The following is a 22,877-nucleotide window of genomic DNA, read 5'->3' as shown; positions in this document are numbered from 1 at the left end:
GTCAGCCGCGATAGTAGCGCTGCGGCACGAACGGGGTCTTGGCGACTTTCATCGGTACGCGCTTGCCGCGCACCAGGGCCCAGACGTCGCTGTCCAGCGCGGTCTTGGCGGCCTGCACGTAGCCCATGGCCACCGGCGCGCCCAGGGTCGGGCCGAAGCCGCCGCTACACACCTGGCCGATGACGTTGCCGTCGGCATCGACGATTTCCGCGCCTTCGCGTACCGGCACGCGTTCCTGCGGCAGCAGGCCGACGCGTTTGCTGGCCACGCCGTCGTGCTGTTGGGCGAAGATCCGCTCGGCGCCGGGGAAGCCGCCGGCGCGCGCGCCATCGGCGCGGCGGGCCTTGGAGATGGCCCAGGTCAGGCTGGCTTCGATCGGCGTGGTGGCGGTGCTCATGTCATGGCCATAGAGGCACAGGCCGGCTTCCAGGCGCAGGGAGTCGCGGGCGCCGAGGCCGATGGGCTGCACTTCCGGCTCGGCCAGCAGGGTGCGGGCCAGGCGTTCGGCCTGCTCCACCGGGACGGAAATCTCGTAGCCGTCCTCGCCGGTGTAGCCGGAGCGGCTGACGAAGCAGTCCACGCCCTGCAGGGTGACGCGGGCGAACTGCATGAAGGTCATCTTCGCCACCTCGGGTGCCAGGCGGCTCAGCACGTCCACCGCCTTGGGGCCTTGCAGGGCGAGCAGGGCGCGGCTTTCGAACAGGCTTTCGATCTGGCACTGGTTTCCGATGTGCTTCTGCAGGTGGGCCAGGTCCTGCTCCTTGCAGGCGGCGTTGACCACCAGGAAGAGGAACTCGCCGGTGTTGGCGACCATCAGGTCGTCGAGGATGCCGCCGTTTTCGTCGGTGAACATCGCATAGCGCTGCATTCCGGCAGGCAGGTCGACGATATCCACCGGCACCAGGGTTTCCAGGGCGCGGGCGGCGTTCTCGCCACGCAGGATGATCTGGCCCATGTGCGACACGTCGAACAGGCCGGCCTGCTCGCGGGTGTGCAGGTGCTCCTTGAGCACGCCCAGGGGATATTGGACGGGCATGTCGTAGCCGGCGAACGGCACCATGCGCGCGCCCAGTTCGAGATGCAGGGCGTGCAAGGGAGTTTTAGCCAGGGTTTCGGTACTCATCTTTTCTCCTTCCGAGGCTGCAGGCCGCAGGCCTCACTAAACAAATCGGTCGCATCGGCGCTACTTGCGGCTTACCGCTTGAAGCTTGCCGCTGCTCTCAGCATTCGATGATGTTCACGGCCAGGCCACCGCGAGCGGTTTCCTTGTATTTGCTTTTCATGTCGGCACCGGTCTGGCGCATGGTGCGGATCACTTTGTCCAGCGAGATGAAATGCTGGCCATCGCCGCGCAGCGCCATGCGCGCAGCGTTGATCGCCTTCACCGAGCCCATGGCGTTGCGCTCGATGCAGGGCACCTGGACCAGCCCGCCGACCGGGTCGCAGGTCAGGCCGAGGTTGTGCTCCATGCCGATCTCGGCGGCATTCTCCACCTGCTGCGGGGTGCCGCCGAGCACTTCGCAGAGGGCGCCGGCGGCCATCGAGCAGGCCACGCCGACCTCGCCTTGGCAGCCGACTTCGGCGCCGGAGATGGAGGCGTTTTCCTTGTAGAGGATGCCGATGGCGGCGGCGGTGAGCAGGAAGCGGATCACACCATCGTCGTTGGCGCCGGGGATGAAGCGGGTGTAGTAGTGCAGCACCGCTGGGACGATGCCCGCCGCGCCGTTGGTGGGCGCGGTGACCACCCGGCCGCCGCTGGCGTTTTCCTCGTTCACCGCCAGGGCATAGAGGTTCACCCAGTCGAGCACGCTGAGGGAGTCTCGCAGGTTGGCTTCCGGGTTCTGGCTGAGCTGGCGGTAGAGGCCGGCGGCGCGGCGCTTGACCTTGAGCCCGCCGGGCATGATGCCTTCGGTGCGGCAGCCAGCGGCCACGCAATCCTGCATCACCTGCCAGATGCGCAGCAGGCCGGCACGGGTTTCCTCGTCCGGGCGCCAGGCTTTCTCGTTCTCGCGCATGACCTGGCTGATGGACAGGCCGTGTTCGGCGCAATGGGCCAGCAGGTCCTTGGCGGTCTTGAACGGGTAGGGCAGTGGGGTTTGGTCTTCCACGATGCGGTCGGCGCCGGCGGCGCTGTCATCCACCACGAAGCCGCCGCCCACCGAGTAATACTCGCGGCTGCGCAATTGCAGGCCGGCGGCATCGAAGGCGCGGAAGATCATGCCGTTGGGGTGGTAATCCAGCGGCTTGCGGATCATCGCCAGGTGTTCTTTCTCGACGAAGCGGATCGTCTTTTCGCCGAGCAGTTTCAGTTCGCCGGACTGGCGGATCGCCTCCAGCCGCGCGGGAATCGTGGTCGTGTCGACCAGGTCCGGCTGCTCGCCTTCCAGGCCGAGCAGCACGGCCTTGTCGCTGCCGTGGCCCTTGCCGGTGGCGCCGAGAGAGCCGTACAGCTCCACTCTGACCGAGGCGGTCGTTTCCAGCAGACCCTCGCGGCGCAGGCCTTCGACGAAGCGCGCCGCGGCACGCATGGGGCCGACGGTATGGGAGCTGGAGGGGCCGATGCCGATCTTGAACAGGTCGAAAACGCTGAGGGACATGGTGTGTACTCGCTCGTCGTCCGGGGCGGAGGGCCGCCCCGGAACATCACCTTATCAATCAGCGTAGACCGGGAAGGTCGCGCAAAGATCGGCCACCTGACCACGGACGCGCTCGACCACCGCAGGGTTCTCGATGTCGTCGAGGATGTCGCAGATCCAGCCGGCCAACGCACGGCATTCGCCTTCCTTGAAGCCACGGGTAGTCACGGCCGGGGTGCCGATGCGGATGCCGGAGGTGACGAACGGCGACTGCGGGTCGTTCGGTACGGCATTCTTGTTCACTGTGATATGGGCCGCACCCAGTGCCGCGTCGGCGGCCTTGCCGGTCAAGCCCTGTTTGACCAGGCTGATCAGCATCAGATGGTTGTCGGTGCCGCCGGAGACCACGTCGTAGCCGCGGTCCATGAACACCTTGGCCATCGCCTGGGCGTTCTTGATGACCTGCGCCTGGTAGTCCTTAAAGCCCGGTTCCAGCGCTTCCTTGAAGCACACCGCCTTGGCGGCGATCACGTGCATCAGCGGGCCGCCCTGAGCGCCGGGGAACACCGCGGCGTTGAGCTTCTTCTCGATCTCTTCGTTGGCCTTGGCCAGGATCAGGCCGCCACGCGGACCGCGCAGGGTCTTGTGGGTGGTGGTGGTGACCACGTCGGCGAAGGGGATCGGGTTCGGGTACAGACCGGCGGCGACCAGACCGGCCACGTGGGCCATGTCGACGAACAGCAGCGCACCCACCTTGTCGGCGATGGCGCGGAAGCGCGGGAAGTCGAGGGTCTTGGAGTAGGCGGAGAAGCCGGCGACGATCATCTTCGGCTTGTGCTCGACGGCCAGGCGTTCCACTTCGTCGTAGTCGATCAGGCCGGTGGCCGGGTCGAGGCCGTACTGTACGGCGTTGTACAGCTTGCCCGAGGACGACACCTTGGCCCCGTGGGTCAGGTGGCCGCCGTGGGCCAGGCTCATGCCGAGAATGGTGTCGCCGGCCTGCAGCAGGGCCAGGTATACGGCGCTGTTGGCCTGGGAGCCGGAGTGCGGTTGGACGTTGGCGTAATCGGCGCCGAACAGTTCCTTGGCGCGGGCGATGGCCAGGGCCTCGACCTTGTCGACGTGCTCGCAGCCGCCGTAGTAGCGCTTGCCCGGATAGCCTTCGGCGTATTTATTGGTCAGGCCGCTGCCCTGGGCCTGCATCACGCGCTTGCTGGTGTAGTTCTCGGAGGCGATCAGTTCGATGTGATCTTCCTGACGTTGCTCTTCTTCGCTGATCGCGGCGAGCAGGGCGTCATCGTAGCCTTGCAGTTGATCGTGCTTGCTGAACATGGTGGGGTTCTCGTTGTTGTTGTGAGGGGGCTGTCACGCCCCTGCGCGCGAGGAGCGGGGCCGGCGCATGGCCGGCCCCGTTTGTGCTTACGCGTCCTGGTACGCCTCGATGGACGGGCAGGCGCAGACCAGGTTGCGGTCGCCGTACACGTTGTCGATGCGGCCCACCGGCGGCCAGTACTTGCCGTCCACCAGCGAGGCGGCCGGGTACACGGCCTGTTCGCGGCTGTACGGATGGCTCCATTCGCCGACCAACTCGGCCGCGGTGTGCGGCGCGTTCTTCAGCGGGTTGTCATCCTTGTCCAGCGCGCCGTTCTCCACCGCGTGGATTTCCTGGCGGATGGCGATCATGGCGTCGATGAAGCGGTCCAGCTCTTCCTTGGACTCGCTCTCGGTCGGCTCGATCATCAGGGTGCCGGCCACCGGGAAGGACATGGTCGGCGCATGGAAGCCGAAGTCGATCAGGCGCTTGGCTACGTCGTCGACGCTGATGCCGCTGGTGTCCTTGAGCGGACGGATGTCGAGGATGCACTCGTGCGCCACCAGGCCGTTGCCGCCGGTGTAGAGCACCGGGTAGTGCTCCTCCAGGCGACGGGCGATGTAGTTGGCGTTGAGGATGGCCAGTTGCGAGGCGCGCTTGAGGCCCTCGCCGCCCATCATCTTCATGTACATCCAGGAGATCGGCAGGATGCTGGCGCTGCCGAACGGCGCCGCGCTCACCGCGCCTTCCTTGCGCGCCATGTGGCCATGGCCGGGCAGGAAGGGCGCCAGGTGGGACTTCACGCCGATCGGGCCGACGCCCGGGCCGCCGCCGCCGTGGGGGATGCAGAAAGTCTTGTGCAGGTTCAGGTGGGACACGTCGCCGCCGAACTTGCCGGGGGCGCAGAGGCCGACCATCGCGTTCATGTTAGCGCCGTCGATATACACCTGGCCGCCGTGGTCGTGAATGATGGCGCAGATTTCGCGGATGCCTTCCTCGAACACCCCGTGGGTGGACGGGTAGGTGATCATCAGCGCGGCGAGGCGGGCCTGGTGCTCGGCGGCCTTGGCGCGCAGGTCGTCGATGTCCACGTTGCCGCGTGCGTCGCAGCCGACCACTACCACACGCATGCCGGCCATGTTGGCGGTGGCCGGGTTGGTGCCGTGGGCGGAGGAGGGGATCAGGCAGATGTCGCGCTGATGGTCGCCACGGCTGTGGTGATAGGCGCGGATCGCCAGAAGGCCGGCGTATTCGCCTTGGGAGCCGGCGTTCGGCTGCAGGGACACGGCGTCATAGCCGGTGGCGGCGCAGAGCATGGCCTCCAGCTCGGCGGTGAGCTGCTGGTAGCCCTGGCTCTGCTCGGCCGGAGCGAAGGGGTGCAGGTTGCCGAACTCGGCCCAGGTGATCGGCAGCATCTCGCTGGCGGCGTTCAGCTTCATGGTGCAGGAGCCGAGCGGGATCATGCTGCGGTCCAGCGCCAGGTCCTTGTCGGCCAGCTTGCGCATGTAGCGCATCAGCTCGGTTTCCGAGTGGTAGCGGTTGAACACCGGGTGCTGGAGGATCGCCGACTGGCGCAGCAGCGCTTCCGGCAGGCGGTCGGCGACGTTTTTCGCCAGCTCGGCGAAGTCCGGCAGGCTCTGGCCGGGCTCGGCGAAGAGTTCCCACAGGCGCTCGACGCCGGCCTGGTCGGTGGTCTCGTCCAGGGACAGGCCGAGGTGTTCGCCATCGATTTCGCGCAGGTTGATGCGCATCGCCCGGGCCTGGGCATGCAGTTGCGCAGTGCGCGCGCCGGTGGTCAGGGTCAGGGTGTCGAAGAAATGCACCTGCTCGGCGCTATAGCCCAGCTTGGCCAGGCCCTGGGCGAGGATCGCGGTCAGGCGGTGCACGCGGCGGGCGATGCGGGTGAGGCCGGCCGGGCCGTGGTAGACGGCGTACATGCTGGCGATGTTGGCCAACAGGACCTGCGCGGTGCAGATGTTGCTGGTGGCCTTCTCGCGGCGGATATGCTGTTCGCGGGTCTGCATGGCCAGGCGGTAGGCCGGCTTGCCGAAGCGGTCGATGGAGACGCCGACCAGGCGGCCCGGCATGTCGCGCTTGAAGGCGTCGCGGGTGGCGAAGTAGGCCGCGTGCGGGCCGCCGAAGCCGAGCGGTACGCCGAAGCGCTGGGCGCTGCCGATAGCGACGTCGGCACCGAATTCGCCGGGAGCGCTGAGCAGGGTCAGGGCCAGCAGGTCGGCGGCGACCGCCACCAGGGCGTTGGCGGCATGGAAACGTTCGGTCAGGGCGCGGTAGTCGAAGATGTCGCCATTGCTGGCCGGGTATTGCAGCAGCGCGCCGAAATAGGCGGAGACGTCATCGATTTGGCGCTCGTCGCCGACCACCACCTCGATGCCCAGGGGCTCGGCACGGGTGCGCAGGACGTCGAGGGTCTGCGGGTGGCAATGCTTCGAGGCGAAGAAAGTGTTGCTGGCCTTGTTCTTCGACAGGCGCTTGCAGAAGGTCATGGCTTCGGCGGCAGCGGTACCTTCGTCGAGCAGCGAGGCGTTGGCGATCGGCAGGCCGGTAAGGTCGCTGATCAGGGTCTGGAAGTTGAGCAGGGCTTCCAGGCGTCCCTGGGAGATTTCCGGCTGGTAGGGCGTATAGGCGGTGTACCAGGCCGGGTTCTCCAGCAGGTTGCGCAGGATCGGCGCCGGGGTGTGGCAGGGGTAGTAGCCCTGGCCGATGTGCTGGGTGAACAGCTGGTTGCGGCCAGCGATGGCCTTGATCTCGGCGAGTGCGTCGGCTTCGCTCAGGCCTTCCGGCAGGTTCAGCACGCTGGTGCCCTTGATGCTGTCCGGGATGACGCTGGCGGTGAGCGCTTCCAGGGAGTCGTAGCCGAGATGCTGGAGCATGGCGGCGATATCGGCCTCGCGCGGGCCGATATGGCGGGCGATGAATTCGTTACGGGTGGTCAGGTCGGTCATCGGGGCTTTCTCAGGCGTGGGCGTTGGCTTGCAGCAGGCGGTCGTAGGCTTCCTGGTCGAGCAGGCCGGCCACCGCCGAAGCGTCCACCGGGCGGAAGCGGAAGAACCAGCCGTCGGTCAGCGGCGCCTCGTTGACGCGCTCCGGGCTGCCTTCCAGTTCGCCGTTCACTTCGACCACTTCGCCTTCCAGCGGCATGACGATGTTGCTGGCGGCTTTCACCGATTCCAGTACCGCCACTTCCTCGCCGGCGGCATAGCCGCGCAGTTCCGGCAACTGGACGAAGACCACGTCGCCCAAGGCATCCTGGGCGAAGGGGGTGATGCCGACGGTGACCAGGCCATCGGCTTCCAGACGCAGCCATTCGTGATCGACGGTGAAACGCAACTCGCTCATGGGAACTCCCTAAACAGTCGGACTCGCCCGTTGGTAAGGCGGGCGTTGGATTCGCTCGTCGGTACCGCGAGCGTTGGTCCGGCTATAGCAAGCAGGGTGCCATTTGAGTTTTTTCTTTTAAATTCAATTAGTTAAGTTATTAAAGGGTGAAGTCGATCAAATTGGCTGTAGCGAATTCGCTACGGCGGTGAGGAGCCGGCCTCGGGGATTGGCGCAAGGCATAGAAACCATGCGGTTTTCAGGGAATTGTTTCGAAATCGCTACGCTGTAGCGATTTCGTTACGGAAGTGTGACGGGCGTCAGCTCCCGCTGCGCATGACGCCTTCGTACTGGCTGGTCAGTTCGTTCATTTGCCGGAGCAGGGTCTCGGTCGTGGTCGCGATTACCGTCGGGACGTAACGCGAATCCGCACTCAGGCGGAAGCCGGCGCGGGCGTAGCGCCATTGGGCGTTCGCCTGTTCCAGCGCCTTGTTGATCGCGGCGGTGTTCTGCTGTGCGGCGATCAGGTCGTGCAGGGCCTGATCGAATTCTGTCACTGCCTGGTTGAAGTTCGCTTCCAACCCCTCCACCGGCAGCTTCCAACTCAGGGCGAGGTACAGCGTGGCGATACGCTGGCTGAGCATCCGTTGCCGGCCGCTGCGGTTGACCAGTTGCGAGGCGCGGTTACCGCTATGGGCTTCGACCAGTTGCACCACGCGTTCGCTGTCGGCGAGCAGGCGATCGCTCAGGGCCAACATCTGCACGGCGTTTTTCCGGTCGGGAGATGACAGGGCCAGTTCCCGGTAGGTTCGCCAGGTTTCTTCCGAACTGGTCAGGGCCTGGCGAATGTCCGGGGTCGGCGCATAGGTGTTCAGCGCCTGGTAATTGCTTTCGAAGGTCGCCAGGCTCTCGTCGAGCTGCTGGGCGGCCTGGTCGGTGCGCACATCGGCGCCGATCATCAGGTAATTCTTGACGATGCGCTGGCTGAGCATGCGTTGCATGCCGGCCATGTTCAGCGCTTCGGCATCGCTGAGGGCGGCCTGGCTGGCGGAAGCGAGGAGGCTGAGTCCCAGCAGGAGGAGGGAAAGCAGGCGGGTGGGCATGGCGAGGTTCCTTCTGAAGCGATGCGCCGTGGGAGAGGGCGGCTGGAGGGCGTCGTCCTGGCGTTCGCCAGGTGGGGCGAAGCTTGGTGGGGGACGTGCCGGCTGTCCTTGACCAAAGTAAAAAACGGACAGTTTTCTGTTATGGAAGAAAAAACGAAAAGTGTGCTGCTCGCATGAGGCGCAAACAGGGCATGCTGATCGCCCTTTTCGTTGCCAAGGAGAGCCGTTCCATGCATCTCGAATTTCATCAGGTCGATGCGTTCACCCACAGCCCGTTCAGCGGCAACCCGGCGATGGTCTACCGCCTGGACGCCTGGCTGGACGATGCGCTGATGCAGAAGATCGCCGCCGAACACAATCTGGCGGAAACCGCCTTCCTGGTGAAAGAAGGTGCGGCCTGGCATATCCGCTGGTTCACTCCGCGCGCAGAGGTGCCGCTGTGCGGCCACGCGACGCTGGCCAGTGCCCATGTGTTGTTTGATCGCTACCAGGAGCCGGGCGAGCGCATCGATTTCATCTGCAAGTCCGGCGAGCTGCGGGTGACGCGCGAGGGCGGCCGGCTGGTACTCGACTTCCCGGCGCTGCAGCCGCAGGAGGTGGCAGCGGACGAGGCGCTGGTCGCTGCGTTGGGGATAACACCGCAACAGGTGCTGGCAGCCGACAAGTTGCTGGTGGTGCTGGATTCGGAGCAGGTGGTGCGTGACTGCACGCCGGATTTCGCCGCCCTGGCCCGGTTGCCCTGGCAGGGCGTGATCATCACCGCGCCCGGCGTGCGCCACGACTTCGTTTCGCGCTTCTTCGCCCCGGCCATTGGTATCGACGAGGACCCGGTCACCGGTTCGGCGCATTGCAGCCTGATCCCTTACTGGGCAGAGCGGCTCGGCAAGACCCGGCTGTCCGCGTTCCAGTGCTCGGCGCGCGGGGGCGAGCTGATGTGCCAACTGGATGGCGGGCGGGTGAAGATCGCCGGTCATTCTGTGCTGGTGGCCAGCGGTACGCTCTGGCTCGGGTGATCGCCGCTGGCCGACGGTCGCCCTCTGGCTATACTGCGGTGCACCCACACCCTTAGAAGGAGCGCCGATGCAGCCCTCCCAGAAGCAGCGCCTGCGCTTGCGCCGCATTCTCCTGGCCAGCAGCGCGTCATGGCTATACCTCCTGCTCTGCTGGCTGGCGTTTCTCGCCGGCTACATGCAGTTGCACCTGCAAGGCATGCTGGTGCTGAGCTTCGTGGTGCTGGCCAGTTGCGTGATTTTTTTCCTGCTGGTGCGCTTCGATCTCAACCTGCGCTTTCGCGAGCCCAGCCTAACCTTGCCGCAGATGTGCTGGTCCATCCTGGTGGTGTTCGTCAGCGCCTACTTCGCTGGCAGCCTGCGCTCGCTGTTCCTGATGATGGCCCTGATCGTCCTGATGTTCGGCGCCTTCCGCCTGGACCTGAAGGGCTTCGTGCGGGTCGGTGTGTTCTGCGCGATCTGCTATGCGCTGCTGCTGATCGCCTTGCAGCGCCGCGAGGGCATCGAGTTGCGTCAGGAGCTGATCCAGGCGCTGGAGTTCTTCGTGCTGTTGCTCGGGGTATCCATGCTCGGCCTGGAAATGAGCGGGCTGCGTCAGACCTTGCAGTTGCGCAACCGCGAGTTGCAGCGGGCCTTTGGGCAGATCCAGCAGCAGGCTATCACCGACGAGCTGACCGGGTTGTACAACCGGCGGTTCGCCAAGACCATGCTGTCCCAGCAGAAAGCGCTGGCGGACCGGGGCGGCTACGATTTCGTGCTGTGTCTGATCGACCTGGACTTCTTCAAGGCGGTGAACGACCGCTACGGGCACTCCGGCGGCGATGCGGTGCTGCGTCAGTTGGCGGGACTGCTGCAGCGTTCGGTGCGTAACGCGGATTTCGTCGCGCGCCTCGGTGGCGAAGAGTTTCTCCTGGCGCTGACTCGCACCGATCCGGAGGGCGCGCAACGGGTGCTCCAGCGTCTGCGGGAAACGATGGCGGACGTGCAATGGGACGAGTGCCCCGGGCTACGCCTGACCCTGTCCGTCGGCGTCAGCGCCTACCGTAGCCCGGAACCTTGGGAGGATGTCTTGCAGCGTTGCGACGAGGCGCTTTACCGGGCCAAGGATGATGGCCGCGATCAGGTGGTGCTGTTGTAGCGCCGGACACCTGAATCGCGCAGATCGACCTGCGCGGCCACGCTGCCCAGGGCAGGGAAGGCCACCAGGTGGTCGGCGGCCACACGGATACCGATGTCTTCGCCGGGCTGGTGATCGGCGTGGCTGGGGAAGATCGATTCCAGCTGGCTGCCGGTGGGCATCTGCAACCGGTAGAGCGTGGCGGCGCCGAGGAAGGTCTTGCCGACGATCCGCGCCTTCAGTTGGCTGTCCGGGGCATAGACGATGTCGTCCGGGCGCAGCAGCACGTCCACCGCCGAACCGAGCGGCCAGGTGTAGGCACGGTTGCCGCTGATGGTGCCCAGTTCGGTCTGGACTGCATCGGGGCTGAGCAATTGGCCGCGAATGAAATAACCCTGGCCGATGAAGCTGGCGACGAAGGGAGTCAGGGGTTCGTGATAGAGGTTGTACGGGGTGTCCCACTGCTCCAGGCGACCCTGGTTGAACACGCCGACATGATCGCTGACGGCGAAGGCTTCTTCCTGGTCGTGGGTGACCAGGATGGCGCTGGTACCGCGCGTCTTGAGGATTTCCCGGACTTCATGGCTGAGGCGCCGGCGCAGTTCCCCATCGAGGTTGGAGAACGGCTCGTCGAGCAGCAGCAGGCGCGGTTCCGGCGCCAGGGCACGGGCCAGGGCCACGCGTTGCTGCTGGCCGCCGGACAGTTCATGGGGGTAGCGTTTGCCGTGCTGCTGCAGCTTGACCAGTTCGAGCAGCTCGGTGGTGACGCGCTCCCGTTCCGGGTGCTTGCGGATACCGAAAGCGATGTTCTCTTCGACGGTCAGGTGCGGGAACAGCGCGTAGTCCTGGAACACCATGCCGATCCGGCGCTTCTCCGGGGCCAGGGTGAAGCCGGGGCGGGAAATCACTTCGCCGGCGAGCTGGATTTCGCCTTCCGCCACCGGCTCGAAGCCGGCGATGGCGCGCAACGTGGTGGTCTTGCCGCAGCCGGAAGGGCCGAGCAGGCAACCGATGTCGCCGGCGTTGAGGTGCAGATTGAGGTTCTGCACGACCCGGTGTTCCTGATAGCCACAGGCGAGGTCGCGCAGGTTGAGCAGCAGTTCGTGGCTCATGCGTGGTGATAGGCCGGTTCGACGAGGAATTCCAGCAGCGCCTTCTGGGCGTGCAGGCGATTCTCCGCCTGGTCCCAGACCACGGCGCGCGGGTCGTCGAGCAGGTCCATGCTGATTTCCTCGCCACGGTGAGCCGGCAGGCAGTGCATGAAGAGTACATCGTCGGCGGCGCTGTCGAGCAGTTCGCGGGTCACCTGATAGGGCTTGAACAGCGCCAGGCGCTCCGCCGCTTCGGCTTCCTGGCCCATGGAGGTCCAGACGTCGGTGCTGATCAGGTGGGCGCCCGCCACCGCTGCGTGCGGGTCGCGCAGGACCTGGACGCGGTCGCCTGCTTGGGCGAGGAATTCGGCCTTGGGCTCATAGCCCTCCGGGCAGGCAATGCGCAACTGGAAGTCGAATTGCAGTGCCGCTTCTATATAGGAGTTGCACATGTTGTTGCCGTCGCCGATCCAGGCCACGGTCTTGCCCTGGATCGAGCCGCGATGTTCGAGGAAGGTCTGCATGTCCGCCAGCAACTGGCAGGGGTGCAGGTCGTCCGACAGGCCGTTGATCACCGGCGCCTGGGAGTTGGTGGCGAACTCGGTGAGGGTGCTGTGGGCGAAGGTGCGGATCATCACCGCATCGAGCATGCGCGACATGACCTGGGCGCAGTCGCTGACCGGCTCGCCGCGGCCCAGTTGGGTGTCGCGCGGGGACAGGAAGATCGCCTGGCCGCCGAGCTGGATCATGCCGGCCTCGAAGGAGAGGCGGGTTCGGGTCGAGGCCTTCTCGAAGATCATGCCCAGCACGCGGTTCTTCAGCGGCTCGAAGAGCACGCCTCGGTTGCGCAGGTCCTTCAACTCGATGCCGCGACGAATCAGGCCGACCAGCTCCTGGGGCGTGCAGTCCATCAACGAGAGAAAGTGCCTTACGCTCATCTTGTAATACCTATTCCAACGGGCCGAAGGTCCTGGGGCCGGGGTTTTCGGAGGAAAAACGGACGGGACCAGCGGCGGGGGCCGCACGGAGGCGACGAAACGGGGAAGGCGCGATCTTATAAGCAAATGACGAGCTGGTGCAAATTGCCCCCTTGGCCCGCGCGGGTAAATGCAGCGGAGGCCCCTCCGGGCGCGATGATCGGCTCGCCTGATAGCAACCGATTCATGGGACGAACGCTCATGGCGGAGTTCGCCATTAGCCGCCATAGTTGGTCCTTCCCCGGCGATTAGACCGGTCGGCTAGATAAGAACGAGGCGAGCCATGAGCAAGACCCTCCATCACCGTGCGTGCCATCTCTGCGAAGCCATCTGCGGGCTGACCATCGAGACCGAGACCCTGGAAAACGGCGCCGAGCAGATTCTTTCCATCAAGGGCGATGCCCAGGACAGCTTCAGCCGCGGCCATATCTGCCCCAAGGCCGTCGCCCTGCAGGACATCCAGAACGACCCGGACCGCCTGCGCCAGCCGATGCGCCGGGTCGGCGGCAAATGGCAGGCCATCGCCTGGGACGAGGCGTTCGTGCTGGTTGCCGAGCGTCTGGCCGACATCCAGGCGCGTCATGGGCAGAACGCCGTCGCCGTGTACCAGGGCAACCCCAGCGTGCACAACTACGGGCTGTTGACCCATAGCAACTATTTCCTCGGCCTGCTGAAGACCCGCAATCGCTATTCCGCCACTTCCGTGGATCAGTTGCCGCACCACCTGTCCAGCCAGTTCATGTACGGCCACGGTCTGCTGATTCCGATCCCCGACATCGATCACACCCAGTTCATGCTGATCCTCGGCGGCAATCCCCTGGCGTCCAACGGCAGCATCATGACCGTGCCCGACGTCGAGAAACGTTTGAAGGCACTGAAGGCGCGGGGCGGCCGGTTGGTGGTGGTGGACCCGCGACGCAGCGAAACCGCCGCCATCGCCGACCAGCACTTGTTCGTGCGCCCCGGCGAGGACGCGGCGCTGTTGCTGGGCGTCCTGAACACTCTGTTCGAGGAGGGCCTGACCCGTGTGTGTCACTTGCCTGTCCAGGGGCTGGACGAGGTACGTCAGGCGATTTCGTCGTTCACCGCCGAGGCCATGAGCGGCCGTTGCGGTGTGCCGGCTGCGGAAATCCGCCAGTTGGCCCGCGATTTCGCCGCGGCCGAATCTGCGGTGTGCTACGGCCGCATGGGCGTGTCCACCCAGGCGTTCGGCACCCTGTGCCAGTGGCTGGTGCAACTGATCAACCTGGTTACCGGCAACCTCGATCGCGAAGGTGGAGCGCTCTGCACGTCGCCGGCGGTGGATCTGGTCGCTTCTTCGTCGGGCGGGCTGCGTTTCAATCGCTGGCAGAGCCGGGTGTCCGGCCTGCCGGAATACGGCGGGGAGCTGCCGGTCTCGGCGCTGGCCGAAGAGATGCTCACCCCGGGCGAGGGGCAGATCCACGCGCTGATCACCATCGCCGGCAATCCGGTGCTGTCCACGCCGAACGGGCGGCAACTCGAGCAGGCGCTGGATGGCCTGGATTTCATGCTCAGCATCGATCTCTACATCAACGAGACGACCCGCTACGCCGACCTGATCCTGCCGCCTACTGCGCCGCTGGAGCATGACCACTACGACACCACCTTCAACGTCTTCGCCGTGCGCAACGTCACCCGCTTCAACGAGGCGGTACTGAGCAAGCCCGAGGGTGCGCTGCACGACTGGGAAATCTTCGTCGGTCTGGCCAAGGCGTTCGCCGCGCGCACCGGTATCGAGCTGAAGCCGACGTTGCCGCCGGAAAAAATGATCGACATGGGCCTGCGCATGGGCGCCTATGGCGACAACTCCGAACATAAGCTGTCGCTGGCGACCTTGCGCGACTACCCCCACGGGATCGACCTGGGGCCGTTGCGGCCCAACCTGGCTGCCCGGTTGAAGACCGAGAGCAAGGCGGTCGAGGCGGCGCCGGCTCCTCTGCTGGCCGACCTGCAGCGCTTCGCTACGGCGCCGTTGCCCAAGGAGGGCGAGCTGATGTTGATCGGTCGTCGCCATGTGCGCAGCAACAATTCCTGGATGCACAACTATCACCGGCTGGTGAAGGGAAAGCCGCGCCATCAGTTGCTGATGAACCCGGAAGACCTGGCCCAGCGCGGACTGGTAGACGGGCAGCGGGTGCGGGTGCGCTCGCGGGTCGGTGCCGTCGAGGTGGAGGTCGTCGCCAGCGACGAGATGATGCCGGGCGTGGTCAGCCTGCCCCATGGCTGGGGGCATGCACGACCGGGCGTGCAAATGACCGTCGCCAGCGCGCAGCCGGGGGCCAGTGCCAACGACCTCACCGATGAGCGTCGGCTCGATGCGTTGTCCGGCAATGCCGTGCTAAATGGGGTCCCGGTGGAAGTGGAGGCGGCCTGAAACGGTATGCCGAGGTCGGTAAGGCCGAGCGTCATGCTCGGCTTTCCGCTACAATGCGGCCACCGTGCCGACCCAGGGGTCGGGAAGTCCAGCCGAGGTGAGCCAATGGATATCATCGAAACCATCAAAGAACAGATCGCCAACAACACCGTCCTGCTGTACATGAAAGGCTCGCCGAATGCGCCGCAGTGCGGCTTCTCGGCGCGCGCTGCGCAGGTGGTGATGGCCTGTGGCGAGAAATTCGCCTACGTCGACATCCTGCAGAACCCGGAAATCCGCGCGAACCTGCCGAAATACGCCAACTGGCCGACCTTCCCGCAACTGTGGGTGAACGGCGAGCTGGTCGGCGGCAGCGACATCATGGCGGAACTGTTCGAGAAGGGTGAGCTGCAGCAGCTTATCAAGAACGCGGTGAACAAAGCCGACGCCTGACCCGGCGGTTGTGTCGAACGAGACCCCGCTTGGCGGGGTCTTTGTTTTTGGGCTGTTTTTTCCTGCCTGGCAGCGGCTCTCGTCCAGCGACTCATCGGAAGAGGCGGTTTCATGACTTCGATTTCTCCGGCGCACATGGCCCGCTGGGCCTGCGCCTATTGCTTCGCCGTCAACGGGCTGCTGCATGGCAGCGCGATGGCGCGCATACCGGCCCTGAAGGCGCAGGCCGCCCTCGACGAGCGCGCACTCGGCCAGGCGTTGCTGGGGCTCGGCTTCGGCGCCTTGCTGGCATTTCCGCTGACCGGCGTGCTGGTGCGTCGCCTCGGTGCACGCATGATTCTCAGCGTTTCCTGCCTCGTCCTGCTGTTGTTGTTTCCGCTGCTCGGCCTGGTTGGGAATGCCTGGCACCTGGCGGCTATGCTCTTCCTGATCGGTATGGCCAGCGGTGCCCTGGATGTGGCGGTGAACACCCAGGCGGTGGAGGTGGAGCGCCTGCTTGGGCGTCCCTGTCTCTCCGGCATGCATGGCATGTACAGTCTCGGTGGATTGGTCGGGGCGCTGGGAGCCGCAGCCTTGGCGAGCTGGCCGCCGTTCTGGCATTTCTCCCTGATCGCTGTGCCGGGTTTGCTGGCCTTGCCCTGGTCCCGGAAACGCTTCCTGCCCGATCCTCCGCCCAAGCCGGTGGAGTCCAAGGCGCCGTTGTTGGTCTTGCCGCCATTACCGGTTCTCGGGCTGGGTCTGCTGGCACTCTGCTCGTTCGTATCGGAAGGGGCGATCGCCGACTGGAGCGCCTTGCTGCTGCATGACGTGTTCGCCAGCTCCGAGCGTGTCGCGGCGCTAGGCTTCGCGGCGTTCTCGGCGACCATGGTGTTCGGCCGCCTGTTCGGCGATCGGCTACGGGTGCTGTTCGCCGACGTCAGCCTGCTTCGTGGGTTGTCGATCCTGGCGACCGCCGGGATGCTGCTGGCGCTGTTCGGGCCGAGCGCTCCCTGGGCCATCATCGGGTTCGCTCTGGCCGGATTGGGCTTGTCGGTGATCGTGCCGATCGTATTCAGTGCGGCGGGCAACCGGCCGGGGGTGGATACCTCGGTTGGCGTGGCGGCCGTGGCAACGCTGGGCTACGGCGGGCTGTTGCTGGGGCCGCCGCTGATCGGCCTGCTAGCCCACTACATTGGCCTGCGCCTGGCGCTGTTGAGCGTGGTGGGACTGTGCGTGTTCCTCATACTCGGCTCGCCTTGGGTAAAACGCCCGGATGCCGGACGGCAGGCATAAAAAAAGCGGGGCATCAGCCCCGCCTTCATGCACAGCGAACGTTACTCGTCCATCTGCGACTGCAGATAGTTTTCCATGCCGACCTTGGTGATCAGATCGAGTTGGGTTTCCAGCCAGTCGATATGCTCTTCCTCGGATTCGAGGATGTCTTCCAGCAGCTCGCGGCTGCCGTAGTCGCCGACGCTTTCGCAATACGCGATGGCGGTCTTGAGGTCAGGCAGTGCCTGCTGTTCCAGCTTGAGATCGCACTCAAGCATCTCCTTGGTGTTCTCGCCGATCAGCAGCTTGCCCAGGTCTTGCAGATTGGGCAGGCCCTCCAGGAAGAGGATGCGCTTGATCAGCTTGTCCGCGTGCTTCATTTCATCGATGGATTCGTGGTACTCGTGGTGGCCGAGCTTCTTCAGGCCCCAATCCTCGTACATGCGCGCGTGCAGGAAATACTGATTGATCGCGACCAGCTCATTGCCGAGGATCTTGTTGAGATGCTGGATGACTTGCTTGTCGCCTTTCATGGTGAGCCTTGCCCCTGCTGTGGTGTGTAATAGGCAAGTCTGGTCCTGCCAAAAAATGCTGTCAAACCCTAAGTTATTGAAATATCAGCAAAATCTAATCCGAATAGGAATGTTTTCGTTCCGCATTGAAGCGCTAACCGCTTGAATTCAGGGCATAAAAAAGCCGGACATCAAGTCCGGCTCGTTTTAACGCTGAGTGTTCAGGCTGCGACGAAATTCCCGGCGGGGTAGGTCATCACGCCTTGGCTGCTCTGCACTTCGGTGAGAGTCTCACGAACCACCTGCTTGGCCAGGCAGGCACATTTCCCGCATTGGGTGCCTACTCCCAGAGTTTCGCGGACATCCTTGTAACTGCAGCAACCTTCATAGATCGCATCACGGATTTGACCGTCGGTGACACCCTGGCAAAGACACACGTACATAGGGTAAGGCCCGGTACAGAAATGGCTGATGCGAAAGATACTAATCTTAATGAGAATGATTGTCAAAAGTTTGGCCGGATGCCGCGTGATAGAGCCGTCCCCGAATTGAAAGCATGTTGCCAAACAAGGGTTTGGCCTGGTGGGAGTAGGGAAAAAAGCGGTGGGCGTGGGCGGAATCCGGGGTGTATCATGGACGGCCCTTGCGGAGCGGGCCGCGTCATCGCGCTGTCGCGTGCGGGTGTCAACCTGGGACCGGCCTAGCACCTCACCTCATGACTCAAGGAGATTCTGGAATGAGCGTACTCGTTGGTAAAAAAGCGCCCGATTTCACCGTTGCTGCCGTGCTCGGCAATGGCGAGATCGTCGATAGCTTCACTCTGTCCTCGGCCATCAAAGGCAAATACGGCCTGGTGTTCTTCTACCCGCTGGACTTCACCTTCGTCTGCCCGTCCGAACTCATCGCCTTGGACCACCGTATCCCCGAGTTCCAGGCTCGTAACGTGGAAGTGATCGGTGTTTCCATCGACTCCCACTTCAGCCACAACGCCTGGCGCAACACCCCGGTGGACAAGGGCGGCATCGGCCCGGTCAAGTACACCCTGGCTGCCGACGTGAAGCATGAAATCGCCAAGGCCTACGATGTCGAATCCGAAGGCGGCGTCGCCTTCCGTGGCGCGTTCCTGATCGACAAGGAAGGCGTGGTGCGTTCGCAGATCGTCAACGACCTGCCGCTGGGTCGCAACATGGACGAGCTGCTGCGTCTGGTCGACGCCCTGCAGTTCACCGAAGAGCACGGCGAAGTCTGCCCGGCCAACTGGAAGAAGGGCGACAAGGGTATGACCGCTTCGCCGGAAGGCGTGGCCAAGTACCTGGCCGAGAACGCCTCCAACCTGTAAGAACCTGCCTACGATCTGCTGCGCGTCGGCGATACTGCGTTAAAAACAGCCTCAGAATGCTCATTTACAAATACGTAAACTGCGCTTCTTCGGCTGTTTTTGCCTTGTCTCGCTCTAGCTCGCAAGATCGTAAACAGGTTCTGAGGCACGTTCCGATCATGAAAAAACCCGGCCTTGGCCGTAATGCTGTTCACTTAAGCATTTGAGCCCAGGCGGGGCTTCCTCGAAAATCCGATGCCAGGTCACTGGCATCGGATTTTTTATGTCTCTGCTGCAACAGCAACTGCTCGACTTAGGCGAACTGTTCAACTTCTCCGATCTGAGCGCCTTCACCCAAAACATCCCGATCGAGTGGGTGGCATCCGCGCTGGACCTGTCCGCCCAGGCCACCATACGGAGGCGGCGCTTGCCCAGCGACCAGGTACTCTGGCTGGTACTGGGCATGGCCTTGTTCCGCGACGAGCCGGTTCATGAGGTCGCACGACGCCTGAACATCTGCGCTCAGGGCCTGGCCTCTCTCGACCTGCTGGCCAGGAGCGGTGTCACCGAGGCGCGCAAACGGCTGGGGGCCGATCCGGTTGAGTGGCTGTTCCGCCAGACGGGTAACCAATGGGGCTGCGAGCGCTATGACGGTGATACCTGGCAAGGGCTGCAGGTTTTGGCCGTGGATGGTGCGCTCCTGCGCACCCCGGATACTGCCGAACTCCGAGAGCATTTCGGCTCCGGCAATACCGCCACCGACCGTCAGACGCCCTTTCCCATGCTGAGGCTGGTGGCCTTGATGAACGTGCGCTCGCATCTGATTCTCGATGCCCAACTGAGTCCCTATCGACGCAGTGAAATGCGCCTGGCCAATGAGTTTTTGCAGCAGATTCCCAGCCACTCGGTGACGCTATTCGATAAGGGCTTCTGGAGTGCCGATTTACTGCTGAGCCTGGCCACGTCAGAGGAAGATCGGCACTGGCTGATTCCGGCCCGCAAGGCGCTGGTCAGCGAAGAAGTCGCTCGCTACGGCAAGGGCGACCGCCTGCTGCGTATGAAGGTGTCGGCTCAGGCCAGAAAGCGTAACCCCAACCTGCCAACGCACTGGGACGTGCGCGAGGTTAGCTACGAGGTAAAGGGCAAGATCAAAACCGTACTCACCTCGCTGCCTGTGGACACTTACAGCGCCAAGGCCATCGCCACGTTGTATCGGGAGCGTTGGGAGATCGAACTGGGCTTCAGGGATATCAAGAGTTCTCTGCAGCAAAATGCAGTGACCCTGCGTAGCAAGGTAAAGGAACTGGTTTACCAGGAGGTCTGGGGCTTGTTGCTGGCCTACAACATTATCCGCCGGGAAGCCAGCCAGGCTGCCGTCGCCTTTGGCCGCTCTCCATGTGAGATCCGCTTCAAACCCGTAGCCCACTACATCGCCGTGCAGCTGATCGTAATGGCGGCGGCCAACCCGATTTCAGCAACCGGAAGACGTTTGTCGGAGTTAAGGGCGGGAATCGGCGGGCTGTTTCTGGATCACCGCCCCAGGCCATCACGACCAAGGACGGTGAAGATTTCAAAGACCCGCTATCCCGTGGATCGAAAGGCCGCTCCGCTTAAGTGAACAGCATTACGGCCTTGGCCGGGTTTTTTCTTTTCCGGGGAATTGATCAGTCGTCGAAGTCCTGCCAGCCGCCGAGCTCCTTCCAGCGGTTGACGATGCCGCAGAACAGGTCGGCGGTCTTCTCGGTGTCGTAGCGCGCCGAGTGGGCTTCACGGCCGTCGAACTCGATACCGGCAGCCTGGCAAGCTTTGGCCAGCACGGTCTGGCCATAGGCGAGGCCGGCCAGGGTGGCGGTGTCGAAGCTGGAGAAGGGGTGGAAGGGGTTGCGCTTGATGCCGGTGCGGGTCACCGCGGCATTCAGGAACGCCAGGTCGAAGTTGCTGTTGTGGCCGACCAGGATGGCGCGCTTGCAACCGTTGGCTTTCACCGCCTTGCGCACGCTGCGGAAGATTTCATGCAGCGCATGCTCTTCGGCCACGGCCATGCGCAGCGGGTGATCCAGCTTGATGCCGGTGAACTCCAGCGCGGCGGCCTCGATGTTGGCGCCTTCGAACGGTTCGACACGGAAGAAGTGGGTGTGCTCGGGGAAAAGGAAGCCCTTCTCATCGATGCCGATGGTAACCGCGGCGATTTCCAGCAACGCATCGGTGGCCGGATTGAAGCCGCCGCATTCCACGTCTACCACGACCGGCAGGTAGCCGCGGAAGCGGCGCGCCATGGGGTGACGGGGGCCGGGGGGGAGGCTGCCGTCGAGTTCTTCGTCGTACAGGTCTTCGCTCACGCAGGATTCTCCAGCAGGCGCCAGCGCAGTGTTTCACCGGCGCGCAGCGGAACGACGGTCTGCTCGCCGAACGGCAGGCTCGCCGGCGCCGTCCATTCTTCACGGACCAGCGTGATCTGCTCGCTGTTCCGTGGCAAACCATAGAAATCGGGGCCATGGTGGCTGGCGAAGGCTTCCAGCTTGTCCAGGGCATTGCGCTGCTCGAAGGCTTCCGCGTACAGCTCGATGGCGGCATAGGCGGTGTAGCAACCGGCGCAACCGCAGGCGGCTTCCTTGGCATGGCGGGCATGGGGCGCGGAGTCGGTGCCGAGGAAGAATTTCGGGCTGCCGCTGGTGGCGGCGTCCAGCAGGGCCTCCTGGTGCACGTTGCGCTTGAGGATCGGTAGGCAATAGAAATGCGGACGAATACCGCCCACCAGCATATGGTTGCGGTTGTAGAGCAGGTGATGGGCGGTGATGGTGGCGCCCACGTTGCTGGAAGAGCCCTGGACGAACTGCACCGCATCGCCGGTGGTGATGTGTTCGAACACCACTTTGAGGGTCGGGAAGCGCTCCACCACACGGGTCAGGTGCTCGTCGATGAACATCTTCTCGCGGTCGAACACGTCTACTTCGCTGCGCGTGACTTCACCGTGCACCAGCAGCGGCAGGCCGACTTCGGCCATGGCTTCCAGCGCCGCGAAGATGTTGTCGATACGGGTGACGCCGGAGTCCGAGTTGGTGGTGGCGCCGGCCGGGTAGAGCTTGGCGGCATGCACGAAACCGCTGGCCTTGGCCTCGCGGATTTCCGCAGGCGTGGTGCGGTCGGTGAGGTAGAGCACCATCAGCGGCTCGAAGCGACTGCCGGCGGGGCGGGCGGCGAGGATGCGATGGCGGTAGGCGTCGGCTTGTTCGGCATTGCGGACCGGCGGCACCAGGTTAGGCATGATGATGGCACGGCCGAAGGTCCGCGCGACATCGGCGACAGTCTGGGTCAGGGCGGCGCCGTCGCGCAGGTGGATATGCCAGTCGTCGGGACGCAGCAGGGTCAGGCGGTCGGACATGGGGAATTCCAGGCGGGTGAAACGTGGCGTGCAATGCTACCGGAAAAGGCCCGCGGCGGCACGCCGCACGTGCCCCGGATCGTAGCAATGGGCCCTGGCGCTCAAGTTTTTTCGTCGCGCACCGATACCTCGGAAGAGTACTCATCCCTTCCGGAGCCCGCCGTGCGCCTGCGCTATTTCGCCCTGCTCAGCCTGTTCGCCAGCCTGCCGGCCACGGCCATCACCTTTCAGACGCGCCTGGAAAAGGTGGAGTGGAAGGTGGAGGGCGATCAATTCGAATGCCGCCTGGCGCAGCCGGTCACCCGTTTCGGCAGCGGCGAGTTCGTCCGCCGTGCCGGTGAGCAGGCGACCTTCCGCCTCAAGGCCGGCGAGCGCTGGATGGGCCCCGGTTCCGCGACCCTGCTGGCGGCTGCCGCACCCTGGCAGCCGGGGCGCGGGGACATTTCGCTCGGCGTGGTCAGCGTCGGTAGCGGCGAGATTCCGTTCAACAGCTCCCAGCAACAGGCGGCCCGTCTGCTCAGCGGTTTGCTCGAAGGACGCAGCCCGGTCGTGCGCCATCGCACGCAGCAAGGCGGCGAGGCGTTGGAAGTGCGTCTGCTTCCGGCCAAATTCGAGCAGGCCTACAACGATTACCTGGCCTGCACGGCGAAGCTGCTGCCGGTGAACTTCGATCAGATCAAACAGGCGCAGATCGGTTTTCCCAGCGGCGGAACTGCCCTGGACGACCTGGGACGGGCCAAGCTGGACATCATCCTGCAATTTCTCAAGGCGGACCCCAGCGTCAACCGCATACTGCTCGACGGCCACTCGGACAACAGCGGCAACCGGCTGACCAACCGCGATCTGTCGCGGCGACGGGCATTGGCGGTGCAGGAATACCTCCAGGCCAACGGCGTGCCGGCCGAGCAGATCACCCTGCGCTTCCATGGTGAGCGCTACCCGCTGGCACCGAACACCAACGAAGCCAACCGGGCGAAGAACCGTCGGGTGACTTTGCGTCTGGAGCGCGAGGCCCAATCCGTGGCTCCTGCGGCGGCACCGGGCGAGGCTTCCTGAGTCGCGCAT

20 protein-coding genes are annotated in these 22,877 nt (G+C 64.4%); 8 read left to right on the top strand and 12 right to left on the bottom strand.

Translation table 11 applies throughout. From position 1 onward, the window contains the following. Window position 1 precedes the first annotated feature (1 nt). The 6 genes from gcvT to PIN01S_RS20120 all read right to left on the bottom strand — a co-directional run bounded on the left by gcvT (window position 2) and on the right by PIN01S_RS20120 (window position 8,327). Window positions 2-1,123, bottom strand: coding sequence for a glycine cleavage system aminomethyltransferase GcvT (gene gcvT, locus PIN01S_RS20145; RefSeq protein WP_084338279.1), 1,122 nt, complete (start codon window positions 1,121-1,123; stop codon window positions 2-4). A gap of 97 nt (window positions 1,124-1,220) precedes the next feature. Further along, window positions 1,221-2,597, bottom strand: a complete 1,377-nt coding sequence (locus PIN01S_RS20140; protein WP_084338278.1) for an L-serine ammonia-lyase — start codon at window positions 2,595-2,597, stop codon at window positions 1,221-1,223. Between the two features lie 54 nt (window positions 2,598-2,651). Beyond that, entirely contained in the window at window positions 2,652-3,908 is a 1,257-nt protein-coding gene (glyA, locus tag PIN01S_RS20135; RefSeq protein WP_084338276.1) for a serine hydroxymethyltransferase, read from the bottom strand. An 87-nt stretch (window positions 3,909-3,995) separates the two neighbouring features. Beyond that, window positions 3,996-6,851 (bottom strand): aminomethyl-transferring glycine dehydrogenase, encoded by a 2,856-nt coding sequence (gene gcvP / locus PIN01S_RS20130; RefSeq protein ID WP_084338274.1) that lies wholly within the window; start codon window positions 6,849-6,851, stop codon window positions 3,996-3,998. 10 nt (window positions 6,852-6,861) lie between these two features. Beyond that, window positions 6,862-7,245, bottom strand: a complete 384-nt coding sequence (gene gcvH / locus PIN01S_RS20125) for a glycine cleavage system protein GcvH (protein ID WP_084338272.1) — start codon at window positions 7,243-7,245, stop codon at window positions 6,862-6,864. A 299-nt stretch (window positions 7,246-7,544) separates the two neighbouring features. Beyond that, the gene (locus PIN01S_RS20120; RefSeq protein ID WP_084338270.1) at window positions 7,545-8,327 is read right to left on the bottom strand and encodes a type IV pili methyl-accepting chemotaxis transducer N-terminal domain-containing protein; all 783 of its coding nucleotides are present in this window, start codon (window positions 8,325-8,327) and stop codon (window positions 7,545-7,547) included. A 230-nt stretch (window positions 8,328-8,557) separates the two neighbouring features. Between PIN01S_RS20120 and PIN01S_RS20115 the strand changes: the two genes are divergently transcribed. Together PIN01S_RS20115 and PIN01S_RS20110 are read left to right on the top strand one after the other, a co-directional pair. Beyond that, window positions 8,558-9,340 (top strand): PhzF family phenazine biosynthesis protein, encoded by a 783-nt coding sequence (locus PIN01S_RS20115; protein ID WP_084338343.1) that lies wholly within the window; start codon window positions 8,558-8,560, stop codon window positions 9,338-9,340. 67 nt (window positions 9,341-9,407) lie between these two features. Then, a complete protein-coding gene (locus PIN01S_RS20110; RefSeq protein ID WP_084338268.1) occupies window positions 9,408-10,475 on the top strand; it encodes a GGDEF domain-containing protein in 1,068 nt (355 codons plus the stop codon). Here PIN01S_RS20110 and PIN01S_RS20105 read toward each other — a convergent pair. Together PIN01S_RS20105 and argF are read right to left on the bottom strand one after the other, a co-directional pair. Then, window positions 10,457-11,566 carry an ABC transporter ATP-binding protein gene (locus PIN01S_RS20105; protein WP_084338266.1) on the bottom strand — a complete coding sequence of 370 codons (1,110 nt, stop codon included), beginning with the start codon at window positions 11,564-11,566 and terminating at the stop codon, window positions 10,457-10,459. The genes PIN01S_RS20110 and PIN01S_RS20105 overlap by 19 nt on opposite strands. After that, window positions 11,563-12,483, bottom strand: a complete 921-nt coding sequence (argF, locus tag PIN01S_RS20100; RefSeq protein ID WP_084338264.1) for an ornithine carbamoyltransferase — start codon at window positions 12,481-12,483, stop codon at window positions 11,563-11,565. Before argF ends, PIN01S_RS20105 begins: the two co-directional genes overlap by 4 nt. 322 nt (window positions 12,484-12,805) lie before the next feature. On the opposite strand from argF, the gene PIN01S_RS20095 reads away from it, so the two are divergent. The 3 genes from PIN01S_RS20095 to PIN01S_RS20085 all read left to right on the top strand — a co-directional run bounded on the left by PIN01S_RS20095 (window position 12,806) and on the right by PIN01S_RS20085 (window position 16,621). After that, on the top strand, window positions 12,806-14,917 hold the full coding sequence (locus PIN01S_RS20095) for a molybdopterin oxidoreductase family protein (RefSeq protein ID WP_084338263.1): 2,112 nt from the start codon (window positions 12,806-12,808) through the stop codon (window positions 14,915-14,917). 105 nt (window positions 14,918-15,022) lie between these two features. Beyond that, window positions 15,023-15,349 (top strand): Grx4 family monothiol glutaredoxin, encoded by a 327-nt coding sequence (gene grxD, locus PIN01S_RS20090; RefSeq protein WP_084338261.1) that lies wholly within the window; start codon window positions 15,023-15,025, stop codon window positions 15,347-15,349. Between the two features lie 111 nt (window positions 15,350-15,460). Then, window positions 15,461-16,621, top strand: a complete 1,161-nt coding sequence (locus tag PIN01S_RS20085; RefSeq protein WP_084338259.1) for an MFS transporter — start codon at window positions 15,461-15,463, stop codon at window positions 16,619-16,621. 41 nt (window positions 16,622-16,662) lie between these two features. On the opposite strand, the gene bfr is transcribed toward PIN01S_RS20085, so the two are convergent. Together bfr and PIN01S_RS20075 are read right to left on the bottom strand one after the other, a co-directional pair. After that, entirely contained in the window at window positions 16,663-17,133 is a 471-nt protein-coding gene (gene bfr, locus PIN01S_RS20080; RefSeq protein ID WP_084338257.1) for a bacterioferritin, read from the bottom strand. A 200-nt stretch (window positions 17,134-17,333) separates the two neighbouring features. Then, window positions 17,334-17,555 (bottom strand): bacterioferritin-associated ferredoxin, encoded by a 222-nt coding sequence (locus tag PIN01S_RS20075; RefSeq protein ID WP_084338255.1) that lies wholly within the window; start codon window positions 17,553-17,555, stop codon window positions 17,334-17,336. 293 nt (window positions 17,556-17,848) lie between these two features. On the opposite strand from PIN01S_RS20075, the gene PIN01S_RS20070 reads away from it, so the two are divergent. Further along, window positions 17,849-18,451, top strand: a complete 603-nt coding sequence (locus PIN01S_RS20070) for a peroxiredoxin (protein WP_084338253.1) — start codon at window positions 17,849-17,851, stop codon at window positions 18,449-18,451. 262 nt (window positions 18,452-18,713) lie between these two features. Further along, window positions 18,714-20,048, top strand: a complete 1,335-nt coding sequence (locus PIN01S_RS20065) for an IS4 family transposase (RefSeq protein WP_169715855.1) — start codon at window positions 18,714-18,716, stop codon at window positions 20,046-20,048. Window positions 20,049-20,094: 46 nt separating this feature from the next. On the opposite strand, the gene rnt is transcribed toward PIN01S_RS20065, so the two are convergent. Next, the gene (gene rnt, locus PIN01S_RS20060; protein ID WP_084338251.1) at window positions 20,095-20,769 is read right to left on the bottom strand and encodes a ribonuclease T; all 675 of its coding nucleotides are present in this window, start codon (window positions 20,767-20,769) and stop codon (window positions 20,095-20,097) included. Next, window positions 20,766-21,812: a dihydroorotase gene (gene pyrC / locus PIN01S_RS20055; RefSeq protein WP_084338249.1), complete on the bottom strand. Its 1,047-nt coding sequence runs from the start codon at window positions 21,810-21,812 to the stop codon at window positions 20,766-20,768. Before pyrC ends, rnt begins: the two co-directional genes overlap by 4 nt. A gap of 162 nt (window positions 21,813-21,974) precedes the next feature. On the opposite strand from pyrC, the gene PIN01S_RS20050 reads away from it, so the two are divergent. Next, the gene (locus PIN01S_RS20050) at window positions 21,975-22,868 is read left to right on the top strand and encodes a flagellar protein MotY (RefSeq protein ID WP_084338247.1); all 894 of its coding nucleotides are present in this window, start codon (window positions 21,975-21,977) and stop codon (window positions 22,866-22,868) included. The last annotated feature ends 9 nt before the right edge of the window (window positions 22,869-22,877 follow it).

This window comes from Pseudomonas indica NBRC 103045, assembly GCF_002091635.1.
Taxonomy (GTDB): Bacteria; Pseudomonadota; Gammaproteobacteria; order Pseudomonadales; family Pseudomonadaceae; genus Pseudomonas_M; species Pseudomonas_M indica.
The sequence above is the reverse complement of the archived record's forward strand: the minus strand, read 5'-3'. Positions and strand labels throughout refer to the sequence as shown.